The organism is Ilumatobacter sp., from assembly GCF_039969435.1.
Lineage (GTDB): Bacteria > Actinomycetota > Acidimicrobiia > Acidimicrobiales > Ilumatobacteraceae > Ilumatobacter_A.
On record NZ_JBDVNU010000030.1, the window covers coordinates 106,409 to 127,281 of the forward strand.

At 69.0% G+C, this 20,873-nt stretch carries 20 protein-coding genes; 13 read left to right on the forward strand and 7 right to left on the reverse strand.

Annotated features, from left to right (window positions below; all coding sequences use genetic code 11):
- From ABJK40_RS15385 to ABJK40_RS15395, 3 genes are all read right to left on the reverse strand, one after another.
- Nucleotides 1-954 carry an alanine racemase gene (locus ABJK40_RS15385; protein ID WP_348480880.1) on the reverse strand — a complete coding sequence of 318 codons (954 nt, stop codon included), beginning with the start codon at nt 952-954 and terminating at the stop codon, nt 1-3.
- A gap of 66 nt (nt 955-1,020) precedes the next feature.
- A complete protein-coding gene (locus ABJK40_RS15390) occupies nt 1,021-2,049 on the reverse strand; it encodes a neutral zinc metallopeptidase (RefSeq protein WP_348510338.1) in 1,029 nt (342 codons plus the stop codon).
- A 187-nt stretch (nt 2,050-2,236) separates the two neighbouring features.
- Nucleotides 2,237-3,331: an ROK family protein gene (locus tag ABJK40_RS15395; protein ID WP_348479868.1), complete on the reverse strand. Its 1,095-nt coding sequence runs from the start codon at nt 3,329-3,331 to the stop codon at nt 2,237-2,239.
- A 339-nt stretch (nt 3,332-3,670) separates the two neighbouring features.
- Here ABJK40_RS15395 and ABJK40_RS15400 point away from each other — a divergent pair, with 339 nt between their 5' ends.
- Nucleotides 3,671-5,404: a hypothetical protein gene (locus ABJK40_RS15400; protein ID WP_348479867.1), complete on the forward strand. Its 1,734-nt coding sequence runs from the start codon at nt 3,671-3,673 to the stop codon at nt 5,402-5,404.
- 108 nt (nt 5,405-5,512) lie between these two features.
- Here the strand turns inward: ABJK40_RS15400 and ABJK40_RS15405 are convergent, their stop codons facing one another.
- Both ABJK40_RS15405 and ABJK40_RS15410 read right to left on the reverse strand, forming a co-directional pair.
- A complete protein-coding gene (locus tag ABJK40_RS15405; RefSeq protein ID WP_348479866.1) occupies nt 5,513-6,397 on the reverse strand; it encodes a DNA-formamidopyrimidine glycosylase family protein in 885 nt (294 codons plus the stop codon).
- Between the two features lie 111 nt (nt 6,398-6,508).
- Nucleotides 6,509-7,066, reverse strand: a complete 558-nt coding sequence (locus ABJK40_RS15410; RefSeq protein WP_348479865.1) for an NUDIX hydrolase family protein — start codon at nt 7,064-7,066, stop codon at nt 6,509-6,511.
- Nucleotides 7,067-7,164: 98 nt separating this feature from the next.
- Here ABJK40_RS15410 and ABJK40_RS15415 point away from each other — a divergent pair, with 98 nt between their 5' ends.
- Together ABJK40_RS15415 and ABJK40_RS15420 are read left to right on the forward strand one after the other, a co-directional pair.
- Entirely contained in the window at nt 7,165-8,031 is an 867-nt protein-coding gene (locus ABJK40_RS15415) for an arginine deiminase family protein (protein ID WP_348479864.1), read from the forward strand.
- Nucleotides 8,031-8,600, forward strand: a complete 570-nt coding sequence (locus ABJK40_RS15420; protein WP_348479863.1) for a methyltransferase domain-containing protein — start codon at nt 8,031-8,033, stop codon at nt 8,598-8,600. Before ABJK40_RS15415 ends, ABJK40_RS15420 begins: the two co-directional genes overlap by 1 nt.
- 113 nt (nt 8,601-8,713) lie before the next feature.
- Here ABJK40_RS15420 and ABJK40_RS15425 read toward each other — a convergent pair whose 3' ends face one another.
- Nucleotides 8,714-9,643 carry an alpha/beta fold hydrolase gene (locus ABJK40_RS15425; RefSeq protein ID WP_348479862.1) on the reverse strand — a complete coding sequence of 310 codons (930 nt, stop codon included), beginning with the start codon at nt 9,641-9,643 and terminating at the stop codon, nt 8,714-8,716.
- Between the two features lie 92 nt (nt 9,644-9,735).
- Here ABJK40_RS15425 and ABJK40_RS15430 point away from each other — a divergent pair, with 92 nt between their 5' ends.
- The 6 genes from ABJK40_RS15430 to ABJK40_RS15455 all read left to right on the forward strand — a co-directional run bounded on the left by ABJK40_RS15430 (nt 9,736) and on the right by ABJK40_RS15455 (nt 13,909).
- A complete protein-coding gene (locus tag ABJK40_RS15430) occupies nt 9,736-10,758 on the forward strand; it encodes a D-glycerate dehydrogenase (protein ID WP_348479861.1) in 1,023 nt (340 codons plus the stop codon).
- On the forward strand, nt 10,727-11,221 hold the full coding sequence (locus ABJK40_RS15435; protein WP_348479860.1) for a PPOX class F420-dependent oxidoreductase: 495 nt from the start codon (nt 10,727-10,729) through the stop codon (nt 11,219-11,221). Before ABJK40_RS15430 ends, ABJK40_RS15435 begins: the two co-directional genes overlap by 32 nt.
- Nucleotides 11,222-11,268: 47 nt before the next feature.
- A complete protein-coding gene (locus ABJK40_RS15440) occupies nt 11,269-11,760 on the forward strand; it encodes a DoxX family protein (RefSeq protein ID WP_348479859.1) in 492 nt (163 codons plus the stop codon).
- An 89-nt stretch (nt 11,761-11,849) separates the two neighbouring features.
- Nucleotides 11,850-12,437, forward strand: coding sequence for a sigma-70 family RNA polymerase sigma factor (locus ABJK40_RS15445; RefSeq protein WP_348479858.1), 588 nt, complete (start codon nt 11,850-11,852; stop codon nt 12,435-12,437).
- Complete coding sequence (locus ABJK40_RS15450; RefSeq protein WP_348479857.1) at nt 12,434-13,624, forward strand: hypothetical protein; 1,191 nt, start codon at nt 12,434-12,436, stop codon at nt 13,622-13,624. The genes ABJK40_RS15445 and ABJK40_RS15450 overlap by 4 nt, the downstream gene beginning before the upstream one ends.
- 102 nt (nt 13,625-13,726) lie before the next feature.
- A complete protein-coding gene (locus ABJK40_RS15455) occupies nt 13,727-13,909 on the forward strand; it encodes a hypothetical protein (protein WP_348479856.1) in 183 nt (60 codons plus the stop codon).
- 110 nt (nt 13,910-14,019) lie between these two features.
- On the opposite strand, the gene ABJK40_RS15460 is transcribed toward ABJK40_RS15455, so the two are convergent.
- Nucleotides 14,020-14,709 (reverse strand): TetR/AcrR family transcriptional regulator, encoded by a 690-nt coding sequence (locus tag ABJK40_RS15460; protein WP_348479855.1) that lies wholly within the window; start codon nt 14,707-14,709, stop codon nt 14,020-14,022.
- Between the two features lie 76 nt (nt 14,710-14,785).
- Here ABJK40_RS15460 and ABJK40_RS15465 point away from each other — a divergent pair, with 76 nt between their 5' ends.
- The 4 genes from ABJK40_RS15465 to ABJK40_RS15480 are packed head-to-tail and all read left to right on the forward strand — an operon-like array spanning nt 14,786 to nt 20,823.
- Entirely contained in the window at nt 14,786-16,147 is a 1,362-nt protein-coding gene (locus ABJK40_RS15465) for a carotenoid oxygenase family protein (protein WP_348479854.1), read from the forward strand.
- A 52-nt stretch (nt 16,148-16,199) separates the two neighbouring features.
- Complete coding sequence (locus tag ABJK40_RS15470; RefSeq protein ID WP_348479853.1) at nt 16,200-17,663, forward strand: ABC transporter substrate-binding protein; 1,464 nt, start codon at nt 16,200-16,202, stop codon at nt 17,661-17,663.
- A 35-nt stretch (nt 17,664-17,698) separates the two neighbouring features.
- On the forward strand, nt 17,699-19,738 hold the full coding sequence (locus tag ABJK40_RS15475) for an ABC transporter permease (RefSeq protein ID WP_348479852.1): 2,040 nt from the start codon (nt 17,699-17,701) through the stop codon (nt 19,736-19,738).
- A complete protein-coding gene (locus tag ABJK40_RS15480) occupies nt 19,735-20,823 on the forward strand; it encodes a M14 family metallopeptidase (protein WP_348479851.1) in 1,089 nt (362 codons plus the stop codon). The genes ABJK40_RS15475 and ABJK40_RS15480 overlap by 4 nt, the downstream gene beginning before the upstream one ends.
- Nucleotides 20,824-20,873 lie beyond the last annotated feature (50 nt).

A 20,873-nucleotide genomic window follows, 5' to 3' on the forward strand; every position in this document is an offset into this window, starting at 1 on the left:
TCACCACCACCGGTACTCGTCGACGGTGGTCATGTGCAGGGCGCGCTGCACGTCGACCTGGTCGCCGACCACCGGGCACGGATCACCCTCGGGGACGAACGCCATCGACACGTGCATGTGGGGTGGCTCGTGCAGAGCGAGGCGGGTGCGGTCGAAGTGGAACGGGCTCCGGCCGTCGGGCAGCGCTGCGATCCCGTTCGCCGACCCGGCTCCGATCACGACGAGACGACCGTCCACGGCCAGCTCTGCCTGGTGGTAGCCGGCGCGGGTGCCCGCCGACATCGGCCGGACGTCGAGCACGTCGGCGCTCAGGTGCAGTGCCGTCTTGTCGCCGTGCCACAGTGAGGTCCCCACGCGGAGCCGGTAGCGGTGCGAGTCCGGCAGCGAGGTGTAGCCCGACGTCGACAGGTGACTGACCCAGACGACGAGTGACTCGTCGATCCCGGGAAGCAGGTCGGTCACCTGGCGGACATGGTCCTCGTCGGTCCCCGCCGTCGGCGGATGGATCGACACGCCCACCACGTCGAGCCCGTTGGAGCGTGCCGCGTCGACGAGTCCGATCCCGGCGCCGAAGCGGTGCATGTCCGACTCCAGTTTCACGACGACGCGGCCGCGCCAGCCGGCGTGGGCGAGGACCGCGACGTGGTCGATCGACCCGACGGTGAGGATCGGGTCGTGATGCACGACCAGAGCCGACACCTCGGGCGAGGCGAACGCTTCGGCGCCGACGGGCGTGAGCACCACGACATCGGGCCCGCTCGGCAGGTCGGCCAGTTCATGGACGTTGCCGACGGCGATGGTGTCGGCGAGTTCGGCAGCGAGTTGGGCGAGGCGCACACGACCGAACCCGTAGCCGTTGCCCTTCACCACCGGGACCAACCCGTCGACGCCGGCTGCCATTCGTGCGATCTGGCTGCGCCACACCGCCGTTCGCACCGAGAGCCTGACCGTCACCGCACCGACCGTACTGCCGTCACGCTCCCCGGCGAGGCCAGCGACGACGCTCCGACACGACGCCGATCAGACGTCGAAGGGGTCGGCGAACGTGTCGCAGCGGTTCGGGTCGCCGGACTCGAAGCCGATGTTGAACCACTTCACACGTTGCTCCGACGATCCGTGCGTCCACGCCTCCGGGTCGACACGACCCTGGGTGGCCTGCTGGATCGCGTCGTCGCCCACCGCGGCCGCCGCGTTCAACGCTTCCTCGATCTCCGCGCCGCTGTCGAACTGGTTGCGCGCATCGGCGTCGTTCGCCCATGCGCCGGCGAGGCAGTCGGCCTGCAACTCGAGTGCGATCGAGTACACGTTGGCGTTGCGCCGGTCGCCCTGCTGCAGACGGTTCATCTCGGCGTTGATCCCGAGAGCGTCCTGCACGTGGTGCCCGTATTCGTGCGCCACGATGTACTGCGCGGCCAGATCGCCCTGGGCGTCGAAGCGGTCCTGGAGCTGTGCGAGGAAGTCGAGGTCGAAGTACACGAGCTTGTCGGCGGGGCAGTAGAACGGGCCGGTCTGCGCCGACGCCTGGCCGCATCCGGTGTTGGTGAAGCCGGAGAAGAACACCGTCGAGGTGACAGGGTACTCGAGGCCGTTGAACGATTCGGGGTACTGGTCGATCCAGTACTGCTGCACGTCGATCGTGGCGCCGCACAGGATCTGTTCGGCTTCGCTGCTGCACGTGTCGTCGTCGCCACCCGTGCTCTGTTCCGATGCCGCCGGGCTCGATCCGCCCAGCCCGAGCGAGGAGCCGGCGCCGCCTCCGAGCAGCCTGGGCAGCAGCAGCGTGGCGACGAGGACCAGGATGCCGACCCTCCCGCCCTTGACCAGTCCTCCGCCCCCGCCACCCGACGAACGCCCCCCACGGGACCCTCCGCCGAGCGCACCACCGAGGATGTCACCGAGGCCGCCGCCACCGCTCCCGGACTGTCCGCCCAGCGCGCCTCCCAGGATGTCACCGAGGCCACCGCCGCCACCCCCGCTGCTCCGTCCCGACGAGCCTCCGCTCCGGCGGTCCTGGATCATGGAGGAATCGCGTGAGCGGATCTTCGTCATCCGCACATCCTTCCAAATTCGCGACGACTCCTCCGTCCTCGATCGCGATCCCGGTCGCCGTCGACGAACTCCGAAGCCGCGTCGGTTCCCGGGCGAGAGGTCCCGACGTCGGTGCCGACCTCGGTGTGGAGGCGCCGGGTGTTGGGCGCGAGTGCTGCGGTACGACGCGAGCGACCCGGCGCGCTCGTCAGCTGAGTCCGCGCCGTGACCGTCGCAAGCCACGCCATCCCACCGCGCCGGCGCCGATCAGCGGGCCGGAGTCGGCGAGTCGTGACGGCGTGATCCGTGCTCCGCGGCTGTACGGCAACCGGGTGTGTTCGTCGAGGCTCACCTGCGCCGAATGGAAGAAGGTCGCGGCGAAGCCGAGGGCCACGCTGCCGCCCACCACGACGAGCGACAGGTCGAGCGCGTTGCACACCGAGGCCGCGGCGAGCCCCACGAGCCGGCCCGTGCGCTGCATGATCTCGTACGTCGGCTCGGTCGGGGGCCGACCCGTGATGGCTTCGATCGCCAGACCCGATGCCTCGGCTTCGAGGCACCCCTGTGCGCCGCAGCCACACCGTCGCCCACCCGGCTCGACGATCATGTGGCCGATGTGGCCGGCGTTGCCCGTCGACCCGTCGAGCAGTTCGCCGTCGAGCACCACACCACCGCCGACGCCGGTCGACACGGTGAGCGCACAGAAGTTGGGATGCCCCTGGGCCGCGCCCAACCACCCTTCGGCCAACGCCAGCGCCTTGGCGTCGAGATCGCCGAACACCGGGAGGCGCGTCGTGTCCTGCAGGCGGGCACGCAGCGGGAAGTTGCGCCAGGCCGGGATGTTCACCGGTGACACCGTCTCGAGGTGCCGAGCGACCGGACCGGCCGCGCCGACGCCGACGGCGCGGATCTTCGCCCCGTGCTGGTCACGGGCCCGATCGGTGAGTTCCTCGATCATCACGGCGAGCGACCGGTAGTGCTCCTCGGGAACCACGTCGCGCTCGACCTCGAAACGCGTCCGATCGATCAGCTCTCCCTTGGCCGTGACGAGACCGGCGGCGAACTTGGTGCCGCCGATGTCGATCGCGAGCACGACGTCGGGGGAGGACCGATGCGGCAGGGCCGGGGTCTCGGTCGCGACCTGAGCCGGGTTCGGGATCCCCGTGGTCTCGTCGCCGGACTCGGGTTCGTGCGATGCGGACGGGTCGGGACGCCGGGTCGCGACGGTGGGATCGTCCGGGCAGTTCCCGCTGGTCTCGAGCGTGCTGTTGCTGTGTCCATCCGACGTGGCGTGATCGCTCATTCCCGCCGACGGTATCGGTTCGTCGTCCACCGTCGCCGACTCCCGACCGGGCCGGAGCGACGAGGCGCGACACCCACACCATCCGACGTCCCACCGCACGACTCCGACGGACGCTCGGGTCGAACGGTCGGGTCGTATGATCGCGCCGCACGATCCGGCGTTGCCGGCCCGCGGCGAGATTTCGGAATTTCGTGCTCTACTTGGTTCGCCTTCGCGCCGATAGAACCTTCGATCGCAATGACTCGTCCTCGCCCATCCACGTCCCGAGCACCCGCGGACCGACACCTCCGCACGCCTGGGTCGGGCGCGAACGGTCGCACGATCGACCGCCGTCGGGTCGTGCGTCCCCTCGTGGGTGCGCTCGTCGGAGCGCTCGCCGTCACCTCGGTGCCGTCCGTCGGATCGGCGACGCCTGCCCCGCCGACCACCGACGCTCCCGCCACGACGCCCCCGCGCGCCCCGACCACACCGCCCACGACGGTCGCGCCGACCACGACGCAACCGACGGCGCCCACCACGACGACGACCACGCAGCCCGTGGCCACGATTCCGACGGTCCTCGTGCCGCCCCCGTCGGTGACCGTTCCGGCCGCCACGACCACGACCACCACGACGCCTGCCACACCGCCCGCCCCTGCGCCGGCCTCGACGCCCGAACCCGGCCCTGCCGCACCGACTGCTCGCAACATCACGGTCTATCCCGAGCAGATGCAGCACATCCTCGCCACGATCCGCTACCTCGAGTCACGCGGCATCTACACGCTCCCTCCGAACCGCGGCAACGCCTCGGGTGCCTACCAGTTCATCGGTTCGACGTGGAACAACTACGGCGGCTATGCACACGCCTACCTGGCGCCGCCCCACATCCAGGACGAGCGGGCCGCCAGCGACGTCAACAAGTTCCTCGCCCAGTTCGGCAACGACGTGTCGATGATCCCGGTGATGTGGTATCTGCCCGCCGCGGCGCGGAATCCGGCCCTCATGGACGTCGTCCCCCTCCCGTCGGCCGGCAACGTGCTCACCATCCGCGAGTACCAGACCCGCTGGCTCGGTGTGTTCGCGTCGATCTCGGGAAAGCCGATCCCTCTCCCTCAGACGGGGCCGGTCGACCTGTCGGCCCTCGCCGGTTTCGCCCCCGAGGTACCGCTCTCGTCGGTCGAGGCACCCGCGATCTCCTACCCGGTGCTCGGACCGTCTCGCGTGGCGATCCCCGAATGTGACGACGCCGTCCAGATCGAGGTGGCCGACAACGACGGCGACGCGACCGACGGCCCGACGCGCGCCGACAACGAGGCTGCCGGGCTCTGCACCCCCCAGGCCCCGGGCATCGTCTTCGGCGTCAAGCTCCAACCCGTCCTGGCCGTGGCCGACGGCGTGGTGACCGACGTCCGCAACGTCGACGGCAGTGCGATCACGGTCACCGTGACCGATCCCAACGGCACCAGCTACGTCTACTCCGGATTCAACGACGACAACCCGGGGACGGCCGACGGTCAGGCGCCCGACCACCTCCGACTCTCGGCGCTCGCTGCGGTCGGTGGCGAGGTGCGCGCCGGCCAGGTCATCGGGTTCATGGGCGACACCGACCCGCTGCCGCTCGGAGTCCGAGCCGACGTTCCGACCGACGCCACGGTCGAGATCGACCCCGATGCCGTCGCACCGCACATCCGGATCACGATGGTCGACATCGCCGGCAACCCGATCGACGCGTTCGGGCCGATGATCGACGCCCTCTTCCGCCAGACCTGTCGGGTGATGATCGGTCAGTGGTCGATCCCCGCGAACGGAAGCGACCACGAGCCGGTCACGATCGAGACGACCGACGACGACGACGAGATCGACTCCGAGTGGGTGATCACGGCCGACGGCCGGGTGACCGCGAGCGGATGGGGCGCACTGGTCAACCCGACCGAGAGCTGCGGCTACGCCCCGGACACGGCGTTCGGACCCGGAGCCGGCGGAGCCGACATGGGCCTCGTGCACTGGCTCGACCCGATCGTGCTCCCCACCGACGTGTGGATCGTGCTCGCACTGCAGGACGAGCACACCATCCCCGGTCTCGTCAGCCGCTGACACGCCGTCCATCCGGTGTCAGACACCGTTCGGATCGATCTGTCAATCGGTGTCAGACACCGTTTGGACACCGTTTGGATCACACCGTTTGGATCACCGTGTGGATGCTCAGGCGGGGTGGCGATTCCACGGCAGGTCGGCCAGGAACCGTTGAGCTGCCGGATGCGGGTCCATCACCGGCGTGTCGTCGGGATCGGCGAGCACACGCGGGTCGAGGTGCGACTGGCAGCTGGGGCACCAGTAGAGCATGCGGCGCGGCTGGCCGGTTCGGGCCCCGTCGATCGACCCGGGACACCGCGGGCACTTCTGCCCGTTGCGGCCGTAGACCGCGAGCCGACGGCCCTCGTGTGATCCGGCGCCGCCACGGTGGAGTTGCGCTCGCACGAGTGAGGCCGCCGTGTTCACGATGCGCACGGCGTCGGGCTCGGTGAGTTCTCCGACCGGGGCGAACGGACTCAGACCGGTCACCCAGAGCACCTCGCAGCGGTACACGTTGCCGATTCCCACCATGACCCTCTGGTCGAGCAGCACTTCGCTGACCCGTGCCGTCGCGTCCTCGTACGACAGCAGCAGGTTCACGACCAGGCCGAGGTCGGCATCGGACGCCGTGAGGTCGGGGCCGAGTCGACCGCTGCCGGGGTGGCGGCGCTTGTCGGGACGGCGGTAGGTCTCGACGTCGTGTGCGTTGAAGCACACGGCGACCCAGTTGTCGTTCTCGATCGAGACCCGCATCTGGTCGTAGGGACGACGCCAGTTCTCGCCCTGTCGATACACGTGCCACGATCCGCCCCGCCGGAGGTGGGTGTGCAGGATCATCCCGTTGTCCCACTCGATCTCGAGGTGTCGGCCGTGGGACTCGACGTGCTCGACGGTTCGGCCGGCCTGGGGAACGGGCCCGACGAGACGGGGCGAGTCGAAGCGGGTCATCGCCTTGCCGCCGAGCGCCGTTCGCAGGGCGCTCGCAGCTCGTTGAATGGTGACTTCCTCCGGCATCCCGATCACCACTCTACGCGACCCGCGATCGCCGGTGTGGACAAAGAATCGAGCGTGTGTCACGCCCGCAGGCCGCCGGACGCGCAGAGCGTGGTCGGGGCGGACGGCTCGTCAGGGCAACTTGCCGACGTGGGCGAGCGCGAGCCGGATGAGGCGGTCGTGGCCGCTCGTCATCTGCTCGCGCACCTCGTTGCCGACCGCCTCCTCGGGCGAGAACCACGTGAGGTCGAGCGCTTCCTGCGTGGGCTCGCACTCCCCCTCGACCGGCACGACGTACGCGAGCGACACCGCGTGGTGCCGCGGGTCGTAGAAGCCCGAGCGGTCGGGGTCGGGGAAGTACTCGACCACCGTGAACGGGGTCGGGTTCGGCGGGACGCGCGGAAACGCCATCGGACCGAGATCCTTCTCGCAGTGGCGCATGAGAGCCTCGCGGACCCGCTCGCCGAAGAGCACGCGACCGGTGACGATCATCCGGCTGATGGTGCCGTCGGCAGCGACGCGCAACAGCATGCCCACCTCGGTCACGTTGCCGAGGGAGTCGACACGGACCGGCACGGCGTCGACATAGACGATGGGGACGTTGGCGCGCACGGTCTCCATGTCCTCGTCGGAGAGCCATTTGGTCGAGGTCTCGGTGGTCCCGTGGGAGTCGGTGTCGGTATTGCTCACGGATCCGATGATCCCACGTTCGGGCACCGCGGACGAAACAACCACGTCAGATGTCGAGGGTGGACTCCGACTCGAACCTCGACATCTAGCCTGCCGCGATGGACGTGTTCGTGGATTCCGAGACCGCACCCCTCCGCTCGGTGCTCGTGGGGTATCCCGACAACTTCCTGCAGGTCGATCCCGAGATCATCAACGAGACGCAGCGGCAGTACTACTTCGGGGCCGACGCCCCCACCCCCGAGGCGGTGACCGCACAACTCAACGGCTTCATCGAGGTGCTCGTCAGGCGCGGGATCGACGTCCGCCAGCCCCACCCTCTGCCCTACCTGCCCGATCAGATGATGACCCGCGACATCGGCGTGGTGATCGGCGACACCTTCGTGGTCACCACGATGGCCGCACGCAGCCGACGCCACGAGTGGCGTGGGTACGCCCACCTGTTCGAGCACTTCCCCGAGCACGTGAAGGTGCTGTTCGGGCCCGAGGACCTGGTGATCGAAGGGGGCGACGTGATCGTCGACCGCGGCAAGGTGTTCGTCGGGATCGGCCAACGCACGACCCTGGCCGGCGCCGCCTGGCTGATGCAACTGGTCCCCGACTTCGAGATCGTGCCGGTCAACCTGAGCGGACTCGCCGACGGCGAGGACGTGCTGCACCTCGACTGTTCGTTCCTGCCCGTCGGTGACGGCCATGCGTTGATCTACCCGGGAGGGATGCGTGACATCCCGGCGACGTTGCGCGAGACCTACGACCTGATCGAGGTCACCAAGCAGGAGCAGCAGATGCTCGGCACCAACGTCTTGTCGCTCGCTCCCGACTGCGTGGTGTCACGCGAGGACTCCACCCGGATCAACGCCGAGATGCGTGCACGCGGCATCGAGGTCATCGAACTGCCGTACTCCGAACCACCCAAGACCGGAGGGAGCTTTCGTTGCTGCACCCTCCCCCTGCACCGGGCGTTCTGATGGCCGCTGCCGACGCCGAGCGTTGGGACGCCCGATACTCCGGCGGCACCGATCGACCTGCGGTCGCGCACGTGCCGATCGCGCTCGAACGAGCCGGTCACGCAGTCCTCGACCAGGTCCCCACGGGTGGCACCGCCGTCGACGTCGCCTGCGGACTCGGAGCGCAGTCGTTGTGGCTCGCCCACCGCGGCCTGCACGTCCGGTCACTCGACATCTCGAGCGAAGCGATCGCGTCGCTGTCGGCGTCCGCCCGGGCCGCCGGTCTGGCCGACCGCATCTCGGCGGACGTGTGCGACTTCGACGGTGGCCTGCCGGACGGTCTCGGGCCGTTCGACGTGATCGTCTGCCAGCGATTCCGGGCGCCGCACCTGTACGAGTCGTTCGTCGAGCACCTCCGCCCGGGCGGCTGGTTGGTGATGACGATCCTCTCCGAGACCGGTGCGGCCGACCCTGGCGAGTTCCACGCGCCGCCGGGCGAACTCACGCTGTTCTTCGACCGACCGGGCTGCTTCCTCGTCGCTCACCACGAAGCCGACGGCGAGGAGTCGATCGTCCTGCGACGAACCTGACACCGACCGCGGTCCTGTCGAACGGTGTCTGTCAAACGGTGTCAGACACCGGATGGATGCCTGACACCGACCGCGGACCTGTCAAACCGTGTCTGACACCGGATGGATGCCGGTCACGCGGTGTCTGACACCGTTCGAGGGTTCGATGCGGCCAGGAGGACCTCGCGGAGGGACTTGTCGTCGGGCCCGGCGGTGGTGGTGGCCATGAAGTCGAGCAGCGACGCCGTGAACTTCTCGGGCGCCTCGACGTGCGGGAAGTGCCCGACTCCTTCGAGGATCTCGAGTCGACTGTTCTCGATGGCCTCGTGCGCACGGATGCCGTGTTCGACCGGGATCACGCCGTCCTTGTCGCCCCACACGATCATCATCGGGACGCGAGCGGCCAGGTACAGGCGGTCCGTCGCGCTGACGGTCTGCCCGCCGGGCTCGATCACGCCACGCATCGTCTTCACGAACGCCTGGCGATTCTCTGCGCCGGCGAGCGAGGCGTACGCCCGCCACATCTCGCCGAGCCGTTCGGACCGGATGTTGCGTCGCCCGAGGAAGCGCCCGACGTCGTTCGCTCGGTCCACGACGAAGCCCGGGATGCCGAGCGGCATCAGGTACTCCGCACCCGGGAGAGCGAGCATCCGCAGGATCACCGACACCTCGCGGCCGAGACCTCCCGAACCCACGAGCACGAGACGGTCGATGAGGTGCGGGTACTGGTACGCCAGTTGCATCGCCACCCCGCCACCGAAGGAATGGCCGACGACGGTGACACTCGCGACGTCGAGCATCGCGAGCATGTCGCGCAGGCCACTCGCGAACGCACCCAGCGAATAGTCGCCGCGAGGCTTCGCCGATTCGCCGTGACCGAGCAGGTCGGGCGCGATCACGTCGTACTCGGCGGCGAGATCGTCGATGGTGGAGTCCCAGGTCTTGGAGCTGCCTGCGAGCCCGTGGATCAGCAGGATCGTCTCGCGTTCCGGGTCACCCGCTCGCCGGAATCCGACCTCGTGACCGTGGATCGTCACGTGCTGCAGCGGCAGGCGGTGTCCCATCCGGCCCAGTATCGCCTGCGCCCCTCCCGGAGGAGAAACGGTCCGGCGCCGCAGCGCTCTTCGGACCACCGCGCTCCAATATCGTCGAGACGATGAACGACGCCACGACCAACGGCCGGATCGGGTCCGACCCATTCCGGCCGATCGCCGGGCGGGCACAGATCGTCGTGACCGGACGCATCCCCGACTCGGGACTCGAGATCCTGCGTGCGTCGGGCGAGGTGTGGGCGTGGACCGAGGACGAGCCGATCCCGACCGATGTCAGGGACGCACGACTCGCCGACGCCGACGCGGCGGTCACGTTGCTGACCGACCGGGTCGACCACGCCTTCCTCGCGGCCGCTCCGAAGTTGCGCGTGGTGGCGAACGTGGCCGTCGGCTACGACAACGTCGACGTCGCCGCGTGCAACGCGCGCGGGGTGGCCGTCACCAACACGCCCGGCGTGTTGACCGACGCGACCGCCGATCTCACGCTGGCGCTGCTGCTCATGGTGACCCGGCGACTCGGTGAGGGCGAGCGCCTGATCCGCTCCGGCACCCACTGGAAGTGGGGGATGGCGATGATGCTCGGCACCGGCGTGCAGGGCAGGCGTCTCGGCGTCGTCGGCCTGGGAGCGATCGGCGAGGCGGTGGCGACGCGCGCCCGCGCCTTCGGGATGGACATCGTGTACCACAACCGCAGCGCCGTCGACCGGGAGACGGAGCGGCGACTCGGCGCCACGCTGGTGACGCTCGACGAACTCCTCGCCACCAGCGACGTGGTGTCGCTGCACTGCCCGTCCTCCGAGGCGACGCATCATCTGATCGACGACGCCGCGCTCGCCTCGATGCGGTCGGACTCGTTCCTGATCAACACGGCACGCGGGCCGATCGTCGACGAAGCGGCTCTCGTCGAGGCGTTGACGAGCGGCACCATCGCCGGTGCGGCGCTCGACGTGTACGAGAACGAACCCGACGTCCACCCGGGCCTGCTCGGACTCGACAACGTCGTGATGGTGCCGCACCTCGGTTCGGCGACCGTGGAGACGCGCAGTGCGATGGCCGACCTCGCCGCCAGGAACGTCGTCGCGATCCTGGCGGGCGATGAGCCACTCACGCCCGTCGGCGGTCGGTGACACGGGAACAGTCGTTGCACGGGCGCGGTTGTCATCCACCGTGCAGATCTCCGACGCCATCGAATTCGTGCGCAACAAGCGCAACGGCATGCTCATCACGACCAAGGCGGACGGTCGACCCCAGTCGTCGAACATCGCCTTCCGCGTCGACGACGACGATCGGATCCTCGTCTCGGTGACCGACGGGCGTGCGAAGACGACCAATCTGCGACGCATCCCGCGTGCATCGCTGCACGTCAACCGTGACGATTTCTGGGCCTACGCCGTGATCGAAGCCGACGTGGAACTCACTCCGGTCGCCGTCGCGCCCGGCGACTCCACGGTCGACCGACTCGTCGACTACTACCGAGCGGTGGCAGGCGAGCACGACGACTGGGACGAGTACCGACAGGCCATGGTCGACGAAGGTCGACTGTTGCTCGTTCTCAGCCCCACCCACGCGTACGGCATGCTCGGCCGGTAGACCGGCGCAACGGGTTGACCGTTCGAGGATCGGGGTAGAACGGGCGCATGATCGGAACTCGCACCATCGCTCGCTCGCTGCTCGCTTCGGCGTTCGTCGTCCTCGGGGCGAAGTCGCTGATGCGGTCGGGCCAACTGGGTCCGGTCGCGGAACAGGTCACCGACCCGCTCACCGACGCCGCCGGTGTCGACACGAATCCTGAGAAGCTCGTGCAATTGAACGCCGGGGTGCAGATCGCCGGCGGCGCACTGCTCGCGCTCGGCATCGCCCCGCGACCCGCGGCACTGGCACTCGGCGCGTCCCTCGTCCCGACCACCCTCGCGAGTCATCGCTTCTGGGAGTCCGACACGCCGATGCAGAAGGAACTCGACACGATGGGCTTCGTGAAGAACGCGGCGATCCTCGGTGGCCTGATCTTCGCCGCCCTCGACACCGGCGGCCGACCGTCGGTGTTCTGGAGCGGGAAACGCGCGGTTGCGAACGCAGCCGACGCGGTGTCGGGTGCTGCGCAGCACGCGTACACGACCGTGACGAACTGACGGACCCGGCACCTGTTCCCCTCGCACGAATTCGCGTCGTTGGGGACGGCATTTCATCGCACGGGGCGCAGATTTGGCAAAGTGTGTCCGTGCCATTGACCGGAGCGGGGGCCGCCCGACTGTACGACGACCACGTCGACGCCGTGTACGCGCTGATCACCCGACGGATCGGGAGCGCATCGAGTCCCGAGGTCGTCGCCGAGACCTTCGAGCATGCGCTGCGCTCGTGGGATCGCTTCGACAGCCAGCGCGGGACCGAGCGGCTGTTCCTGGTCGGTTCTGCCGTCGCCGTACTTCGTCGTCACAGTGCCGCCGAGCGCGAGCACCTGCGGTCGCTGCGGCTTCGCGAGCAGACGGGCCCCGTGGTCAGGATGGTCGACCCGCTGGTGCCCGATGGCGCTGCACGCTCGCCGCGTGTCGTGCAGCACGAGGCGAACCGCGACCTGTTCGCCACCGACGCACAGGCCGACGTCCGGAGCGGCTCGCCCCTGATGACCGCCGTGTCGGAACTCGCGCCCGACGATCGCGACATCGTGCTGCTCTCGCTCTGGGAGTCGTGCTCACACGCGGCGATCGCCGAGGCACTCGACCTCTCGGTCGGCACCGTGCGCTCCGCACTCGGCCGCATCCGTCGCGAACTGAAGGCTGCGATCTCCGAACCGGGGAGCACCGCGTGAACGTCTTCGACGAGATCCAGGGATCGCGTCCCGGAGTCGAACCCATGCCCATGGGGAAGCGGCGCGAGATCCGCGAGTCGCTCTTCGGAATCGGGCACGGGGACACGACGCGGAACATCACCGGGCGATCCGAGAGTGGAGCAGTGGTGTCCACCGCTCCGCACGGGATGCGTCGCCCGATCGCCAAGCGGCGGCGACCGGCCGGGTCACTCGCCAAGCTCGGTGCCGGTCTCCTGGTGTTCGCCGTCCTCGGTGCGGTGGTGTGGTCGTACTCGACACGTGACGAGACGGTCGCGGGGACGGAGACCACCACGACGACCTCCACGACGACCTCCACGACGACGATCGCGCCGGTCACGACCAGTGCGGCCCTCGTGCGCACCGGCGTCACTGCGGACACTCCACTCGCCCTTCCCACCTCGTCCCTGCCGTTCGTCGAGGCCACGGTGCGCCCGGCGATCGCAGGGAGCAGCGCACTCGTGCTCGGTGCCCCCGACGGCACCGAGGTGTGGATGGCGGAGTTCGACGGCGAACCCGCAGATCCGTCGGGACTCGACATCCGTCAGGTGGGGTCGCTCGGCGTCGGCGTCGACAGCAACCGGGCGGAGGGAGCGTTGGCGTCGTACCGACCGCAGGTGCCGTGCGGCGTCGTGATCGTCAACGACGCGATCGGCCGACCGCTCGACCGACAGCCGATGGTCGACTTGTTCTCGGCGATGTCGATCGACGGCGACGCGACGATCGACGTCACCTTGCCCGTCGACTGGTCGGTGTTCTCACTCGGCGATTCCCGGACGATCTACTCCGTCCGGTTCGACGTGCCCGGCGGTGGTGAGGGTGCTCCTGCGTCGGCGCTCCTCGTCCAGACCCCTGGCGGGTCGTTCGCCGAGTTGATGTTCGGTGGCCGACAACTCGACCCGGTCACCTTCCTCGACGGACCGGCGTTCATCGAGATCGATTCGCCCGACCCGACGCTGGTGAGCGTGTTCTGGCAGGACTCGACCACCGTCTTCAACCTGAGTTCGAACACGGCGACGCTCGCCGACCTCGAGGCGTTCGCAGCGTCGCTGACGCCCGTCGGCCTCGATGAGTGGACGGCGCGGTTCGGCGCCGCCGACCCCGTACCCGCCGCCGTCGCGCCACCGTGCTCTCCGCAACCGTCGTTCGGCACGACGTTCGAACTCTGAACAGTCCGCACGGGCCGGATGCTCCGGCGCCTCGGACGCGTCCTCCGACGGGCGAGAGCGCGGACACGTTTTCGTGCTGAATGGATTGGGCACACGCCATGCATGAGTTTTCCCCTCGCTCTCGTCGTCGTCGCAGCTGTCGTGTTCTTCGGGCTCGTGTTCGTCGCGGTCAATGCAGCCGGCACCCGTCTCACGGGCAAGCAGATCGACGAGGATCCCGACGTCCGCAAGCACGTCGACCCCGACAAGCGTGACGACGACTTCCCCATCGACAGCGAGTTCTGAACGTCGACGAGCGGGATCGACCAGCATCGGGCGATCGGATGGATTCGGGCGGTCGGGCGGAACCAGGCGGTCGCCGAACCGGGGGTGCCGCCGCGCCGTCGTGACGACCTTCAGTCGTCGGACGGTTCGTCTGGACCAGCTGTGGGGTCGACTCGTGCGGCGGCGAGGATCGCTTCCACCCCGGGCCAGAGGAGATGAGTGAAGTCGTCGGCCAGGTCCTCGACGGTCCTGCGGGGTCGGTCGGTCTCGATGTCGTCCGACTCGATCCACATCAGCGTCACGATCTGCAAGGCCCCGATGATCGAATGACTCCAGGTGAGAGGTGACGTCGTGGTCCCGAGTCCGCCGGCGGCGGCTTCGAACACGTCGATGATCGTGCGGGACGACCGATCGATCCGGCGGCGCAGTGGACCCATGCGCTGCCCCGCTGCGTTCACGAACAGGTACAGGTCGCGATGAGCCCCGACGGCGGACAGGTATGCGCTCACCGCAGCGCGGAATGCGTCGCGCGGCGCCGTTCCCGTGCTCCGAAACGCAGCGATCTCCTCCACGATGCGATCGACGAGGACGTCGGACATCGCATCGATCACGGCGTCCCGGTCACCGATCGTCCGGTAGAGGATCGGCTTCGTGACCGCCGCCTCGGCGGCGATCTGGTCCATCGTGACGTCGGTTCCGACCGACGCGATCGCCCGTTCGGCCGCGGCCAGCAACTGCGACCGGTCGGCGAGGACCGCCCGACCCTTCGGGCGGCCCCTCCGCCGCGGGCGCTCGGGTCCGGCTGTCGTGCGTCGAGTCACACCACGACCGTATCGGTCCGTGAGATTTATTTACTCCGAGTAACTTCTGACGAGCGACCACTGTTACGTTGGTCACATGACGATCGAATCCCTCGCTCCGACCGACGCGTTGCCGTGGCACCTGCGCGACAACTGGGCACCGGTGCTCGACGAACGCACCGACACCGAACTGCGCGTCGACGGCGTGATCCCACCCGAGTTGGTCGGCACCTACGTACGTACGGGACCCAACCCGGCGTCGGGGACGTCGGGACACTGGTTCTTCGGCGACGGCATGTTGCACGGCGTGCGCCTCGCCAACGGACGAGCCGAGTGGTACCGCAACCGCTTCATCCAGACGCCGAACATCTCCGACCCGCTCGACGATCCGATGGCCGGCATGGGCGACCTCACCCGCGGCACCGGCAACACCCACGTCATGGCCCACAACAAGCAACTGCTGTGCCTCGAGGAAGGGCACTGGCCGTGGAGGGTCGACACCGAATTGAACACCCTCGGCGTGCAGGACTACGGCGGCGAGCTCACCTGCTCCATGACCGCGCACCCCAAGGTCTGCCCGGTCACCGGTGAGCTGATCGCGTTCAGCTACCTGAGTCCGGAGCCACCGTTCCTCCACTACATCCGCATCAGCCCCGACGGCCAGCTCGTGCAACTGGAAGGCATCGAGCTGCCGAACATGGTGATGATGCACGACTTCAACGTCACGCAGAACCACATCGTCTTCATGGACCTCCCGGTGTGCTTCGATCTCGGCGCGCTCGAGACCGGTCTGCCCTTCAAGTTCGACCGCGACGCCGGCGCACGCCTCGGGGTGATGCCGCGCAACGGGGCCAATGCCGACGTGCGCTGGTTCGAGATCGACCCGTGCTACGTGTTCCATCCCGTCAACGCTCACGAGTCGGGGAACTCGATCGTGTTGCACGTGTCGCGCCAGAAGGAGGCGTTCGGCTCGAGCAACGACGACTACGCAGAGGTGGGTCGGCTCTGGAAGTGGACGATCGACCTCGATGCCGGCACCGTCACGGAGGAACAGGTCGACGACCGCCCGGGCGACTTCGGTCGCGTCGACGACCGCCTCGTCGGGCTCGATGCCCGCTACGGCTACCTGATGGCGATGGCCGGCGAAGGCAACAGCGAGGAGCCGGTGTACGGCTCGGCGTTCTGGAAGTACGACCTCGCCAGCGGTGCGTGCGTCGAGCACCGACTGGGCGACGGCGTCCGTGGGGCCGAACCCGTCTTCGCTCCCGCCTCGACCGACGCCGGAGAGGACGAAGGTTGGATCATCAGCATCGTCCACGACACGAACTCCGATCAGTCGCGACTCGTGATCATCGACGCCCAGGACTTCGCGTCGGAACCGGTCGCCACGGTCCACCTACCGCGACGCGTGCCGTACGGCGCCCACGGCAGCTGGGTACCCGACACCGCGATGGCCTGAGCGCCGCCGCACCGCATTCATCCGATCACCAGGGGACACACGGGGGGACATCATGATTCATCACCATCGGTTGCAACGGGGGTCCGCGACCATCGCGGTGATCGGGCTGGTCGTCGCATCGTGCGGCGGTGGTTCGGACGACACAGGCGCCGCGCCCGACGCGTCCACGGCCGGCACGGAGGCGCCGCTCGACACCGCGGCGGGCTCCGACACGTCCCCGGACGCGACCGACGGCGAGACCACCGACTCGACGGCCGACGACGCCGCGGCCGACGACACCACTCCGACCGACACCACTCCGACCGACACCACTGCGGAAGAACCCCCGGAGGATGGTGGGGATGGCAGCCAGGACGACGATGGCGCCGACGACCCGGGGACGGGCGACGGGTTCGGTGCGCTCGGACCGGCATCGGGCGAACCGATCGTCCTGGGGATGGTCAACACCGAAGGCGCTGCGGGGCTCGACTTCCCCGAGATGCGCACCGACACCGACCTGGCACTCGCCTACCTCAACGAGCACGGCGGCTTCGGCGGCCGTCCCGTCGTGATCGAGCACTGCACGGCAGCCGGCTCGCCGGAGACCTCGCAGGCCTGCGCGCAGGAACTGAGCGGCAAGGGCGTGGAGATGGCGTTGCTCGGCCTCGACCTGTTCCCCGGCTACGACACGTTCGCGGCGTCGGACATCCCGGTCGTGGGCGCGCTGCCGATCCTCCCGCCCGACTACACCGCCGATGCGCTGTTCGTCACCGGCGGCAACGCCACCACCATGGCGGCGATGGTCGCACTCGCGGTCGAGGAGTTCGATGCGCAGAGCGTCGGCATCGTCAGCGCCGACAACGCCGGAGCCAACGGTTCGGAGGCCTCGCTGATCGGCGCTCTGGAGAAGGCGGGCATCACGTACAAGTCGGTGAAGGGTGGCGACAACGAGACCGACGCCGGCTTCCAGGGTCTCATCCGCGAAGCCAACAGCGAGAACCCCGACCTGATGGTGTCGCTCTACGCCGACGCCGGATGCATCGGAGCGATGCGCGGCCGTGTGTCGCTCGGCATCACGACGCCGATGGTGTCGACGGCGATCTGTGGCAGCGCCGAGGTGATCGACGTCGTCGGCGACGACGCGGTCGGCTGGTACTTCGTGGGAGTCGGGGCGCCCGGCGACACGACATCGCAAGCCGAGTTCGACGAGCTCATCGAGCCGACCTACGGCAGCGGCGCCACCGCCTCGTTGGGCGTCGGAGCGCTCGGCATCTCGCAATTGATGACGCTCGCCCGTGTGGCGAACGCGATCGCAGCCGACGGCGGCGAGGTCAGCGGTGCGGCCATCTACGAACGGATGGCCACGTCCACCGACATCCTCACCTTCCCGAACGACAGTGCACTCGCCTGCGGGACGTCGGACACGTACCCGAGCATCTGCAACTTCGAGTTCCCGATCGGCACCTACGTGGAGGGCGGGGAGATCGAGACGGTGCCCGGGTTCGAGTCGGTGTCGGTCGTCGACTACCTGCCGTGAACACCCGGTCGCACTGACCATCGCCCGGCTCGCCCATGACCGACTACCTGTTCTTCGTCCTCCTCGGCTCGGCGGCCGCGGCGATCATCGGGGCGTTCGGGATCGGGCTGATGATCACGCACCAGGGTTCGGGCGTCGTGAACTTCGGGTTCGGTGCCATGGCCACCTGGTCCGGTTACGTGTACGCCGACCTGCGCCAGGGCGCCTATCCGTTCCCGATCCCGGGCCTCCCGGCGCGCTACCACTTCGACGGCGACATCGGATTCCGCTGGGCCATGCTGCTCACGCTGGCGACCGCAGCGGTGATCGGCTGGTTCGTGTACACGTTGGTGTTCCGCCCACTGTTCCGCGCACCGGCCCTGGCCAAGATCGTCGCCAGCATCGGCTTGGTCATCGTGTTCATCTCGCTGGTCGAGAACCGGTTCCCGGACAACGCCGGACTGCGTGTCGACCCGATCCTGCCGCGCGAACCCGTCACCGTCATGAACGACGTCACCGTTCCCCGTGACGGGTTGTGGCTGCTGGTCGTGGTCGTGGCGATCGCCGCGACGGTGTGGGCCACGATGCGTTTCACGCGGGCCGGCCTGGTCACCCGCGCCGCCGCGGAGAACGAGAAGGGCGTCGTGCTGCTGGGCTACTCCCCCACCCTGGCGGCGTCCGCCACGTTCGTCGTCGCTTCGGTGATCGGGGCCTTCGTGGTGGTGCTCGCGTCGCCGATGATCCAGTTGTCCTCGACCAACTTCACGTTCGGGTTCCTCATCCCGGCGCTCGGTGCGGCCCTGATCGGCAGGTTCCGCAGGGTGTGGCCCACGGTGCTCACCGGCATCGCGATCGGTCTCGTGCAGTCGACGTTCACCAAGCTGCAGGGCGACGTGAGCTGGTTCCCCCAGTACGGGGCGCGCGAGGGGTTGCCGTTCGTGGTCATCATCGTGGCGATGGTGGCGCTCGGCGAACGGGTTCCCGATCGTGGTGCCGTCGACACGTGGAAGTTGCCGGCGGTGCCCGCGGCGCGGGTCACTCCGCAGAGCGTGCTGATCCCGGTCGGACTCGCCGTCGTCGGTCTGCTGGCGCTCGGGCCACTGTGGCGTGGTGCGATCATGACCACGCTCATCGCCACCGTGCTGGCGCTGTCGCTGGTGGTGCTCACCGGCTTCGGCGGGCAGACCTCACTCGCACAGATGGCATTCGCCGGGGTCGCGGGGTTCTCGCTCTCCAAGCTCGCGATCGGATGGGGAGTGCCCTTCCCGCTGGCGCCGATCCTCGCGGCGCTCGTGGCCGCGGTGTTCGGCACGCTCGTCGGGTTCCCCGCGCTGCGTGTGCGCGGCGCGAACCTGGCGATCGTCACGCTGGCCGGTGGCGTCGCGATCAACGAGTTCGTGTTCAAGAACCCGAAGTACGTCGGGGACGCGTCGACCGGGGGTGCGCAGATCCCCAACCCGAAGCTCGGCGGGTGGGATCTCGGGCTGATCCTCGGGTCGCAGGCATCGCGACCCGTGTTCGGTCTGTTCCTGTTGGCGGTCGTGGTGCTGCTCGCACTCGGCGTCACGAACCTGCGGCGGAGCCCGACCGGGCGCCGGATGCTCGCCGTGCGCTCCAACGAGCGGTCCGCCGCGGCCGCCGGCATCGACGTGGCCCGCGTGAAACTGCAGGTGTTCGCCATCTCCTCGTTCATCGCCGGCGTGGGCGGCTGTCTCATCGCGTACCGCTTCGCCAGCGTGTCCGACGCATCGTTCGGCACGATCGCGTCGCTCACCGCCCTGGCGTTCGCCTACCTCGGCGGCATCGGGTGCGTGAGTGGGGCGGTCACATCGGGCATCACCGCGTCGGCGGGCGTGTCGTTCTATGCGATCTCGGAACTGACGGGCAGCCTGGGCGATTGGGAGGTGCTGATCGGCGGGGTGCTGCTGATCCTCACCGCGATCCTCAACCCCGAGGGAATCGCAGGCGGCGTGCGGGCGAAGGTGGACGCAGCGCGCTCGGGACGCGCCCGGTCGGCTCCACCGGCGAACGAGACGTCGGCGGTTCGGGCGACACCTTCGGCCGGTCCGCCCGGGTCTGCCAACATCGTCACATGACCGAACCCGCCACGCGCCGACTCGACTCCACGTACGCCGGCGCGAGGGAGCGGTTCCTCACCGCTGCCCGAGCGGCCGGCGCCGAGATCGACTCGTTCCCCCACCCGCTCGCCGGGATCGACGGGGAGGATCTGGCGATCGACATCGCGCAGGTCGGCGCCCCCGATGCCCGCGACGTGCTGCTGATCGTGTCGGGCACGCACGGCGTGGAGGGCTACACCGGGTCGGCGCTGCAGAGTTGGTGGCTCGACGAACGAGCGTCGCCGGCGCGATCCGCATCACCTGGCATCCGTGTCGTGCTGCTCCACGCCTTCAACCCGGTGGGCTTCTCGTGGGTCCGACGGGTGAACGAGGACAACGTCGACCTCAACCGGAACTTCGTCGCCTGGCCCGAACCGCCGACCAACGAGGCGTACTCCGACGTGGCCGACCTGCTCGTGCCCGCCGAGTGGACGGACGACGTGCAGGCCGCCACCACCGACGCCCTGCTCGGCGTGGCCGGCGAGGTGGGCCTCGATCGCTTCCAGCAGATCGTGAGCGGCGGCCAGTACGACCACCCGACCGGCATCTTCCACGGTGGGTCGGGCCCCGTCTGGTCGCACCGCTGGCTCGTCGAACACCTGGCCGCACTCGTCGCACCCGCACGCAGGTTGGGCATCATCGACCTGCACACCGGCCTCGGCGAGTGGGGCCACGGCGAACTGATCTCGCACGAGGCCGGCGGCGACCCGGGCTACGAGCGCGGCACCTCCTGGTGGGGAGACGTGCGCTCGATGCGCGACGGCGAGAGCGTGTCGGCGTCGTTGAGCGGAGACTGGCTGGCGGCGGTCGACGGCCTCCTGCCGGGCGTCGAGGTCACGTCGGCCGCTCTCGAGTACGGAACCGTCGACGTGATCACCGTGCTCCAGGCGTTGCGTGCCGACGCATGGCTCCACGCTCACGGCGACCCGACCGGGCCGGGTGCCGGTGCGATCCGAGCACAGGTACGAGCCGCCTTCGCCGACGACGACCCGGCCTGGCTCGACGTGGTCGTCGACCGCTTCGCGCAGGTCAGCGACGCCGCACTCGCCGCACTGACCACCTGATCCATCGCATCGGGTGGTTGGGGCCGACCGCGGCGCCACGTGCGAGGATC

Excerpts from the sequence above, each read along its gene's own strand:
- ABJK40_RS15390 (WP_348510338.1), bottom strand. The coding sequence starts at position 2,049 with ATGACGAAGATCCGCTCACGCGATTCCTCCATGATCCAGGACCGCCGG.
- ABJK40_RS15395 (WP_348479868.1), bottom strand. The coding sequence starts at position 3,331 with ATGAGCGATCACGCCACGTCGGATGGACACAGCAACAGCACGCTCGAG.
- ABJK40_RS15405 (WP_348479866.1), bottom strand. The coding sequence starts at position 6,397 with ATGCCGGAGGAAGTCACCATTCAACGAGCTGCGAGCGCCCTGCGAACG.
- ABJK40_RS15415 (WP_348479864.1), top strand. The coding sequence starts at position 7,165 with ATGGACGTGTTCGTGGATTCCGAGACCGCACCCCTCCGCTCGGTGCTC.
- ABJK40_RS15420 (WP_348479863.1), top strand. The coding sequence starts at position 8,031 with ATGGCCGCTGCCGACGCCGAGCGTTGGGACGCCCGATACTCCGGCGGC.
- ABJK40_RS15425 (WP_348479862.1), bottom strand. The coding sequence starts at position 9,643 with ATGGGACACCGCCTGCCGCTGCAGCACGTGACGATCCACGGTCACGAG.
- ABJK40_RS15430 (WP_348479861.1), top strand. The coding sequence starts at position 9,736 with ATGAACGACGCCACGACCAACGGCCGGATCGGGTCCGACCCATTCCGG.
- ABJK40_RS15435 (WP_348479860.1), top strand. The coding sequence starts at position 10,727 with ATGAGCCACTCACGCCCGTCGGCGGTCGGTGACACGGGAACAGTCGTT.
- ABJK40_RS15440 (WP_348479859.1), top strand. The coding sequence starts at position 11,269 with ATGATCGGAACTCGCACCATCGCTCGCTCGCTGCTCGCTTCGGCGTTC.
- ABJK40_RS15455 (WP_348479856.1), top strand. The coding sequence starts at position 13,727 with ATGAGTTTTCCCCTCGCTCTCGTCGTCGTCGCAGCTGTCGTGTTCTTC.
- ABJK40_RS15465 (WP_348479854.1), top strand. The coding sequence starts at position 14,786 with ATGACGATCGAATCCCTCGCTCCGACCGACGCGTTGCCGTGGCACCTG.
- ABJK40_RS15470 (WP_348479853.1), top strand. The coding sequence starts at position 16,200 with ATGATTCATCACCATCGGTTGCAACGGGGGTCCGCGACCATCGCGGTG.
- ABJK40_RS15475 (WP_348479852.1), top strand. The coding sequence starts at position 17,699 with ATGACCGACTACCTGTTCTTCGTCCTCCTCGGCTCGGCGGCCGCGGCG.
- ABJK40_RS15480 (WP_348479851.1), top strand. The coding sequence starts at position 19,735 with ATGACCGAACCCGCCACGCGCCGACTCGACTCCACGTACGCCGGCGCG.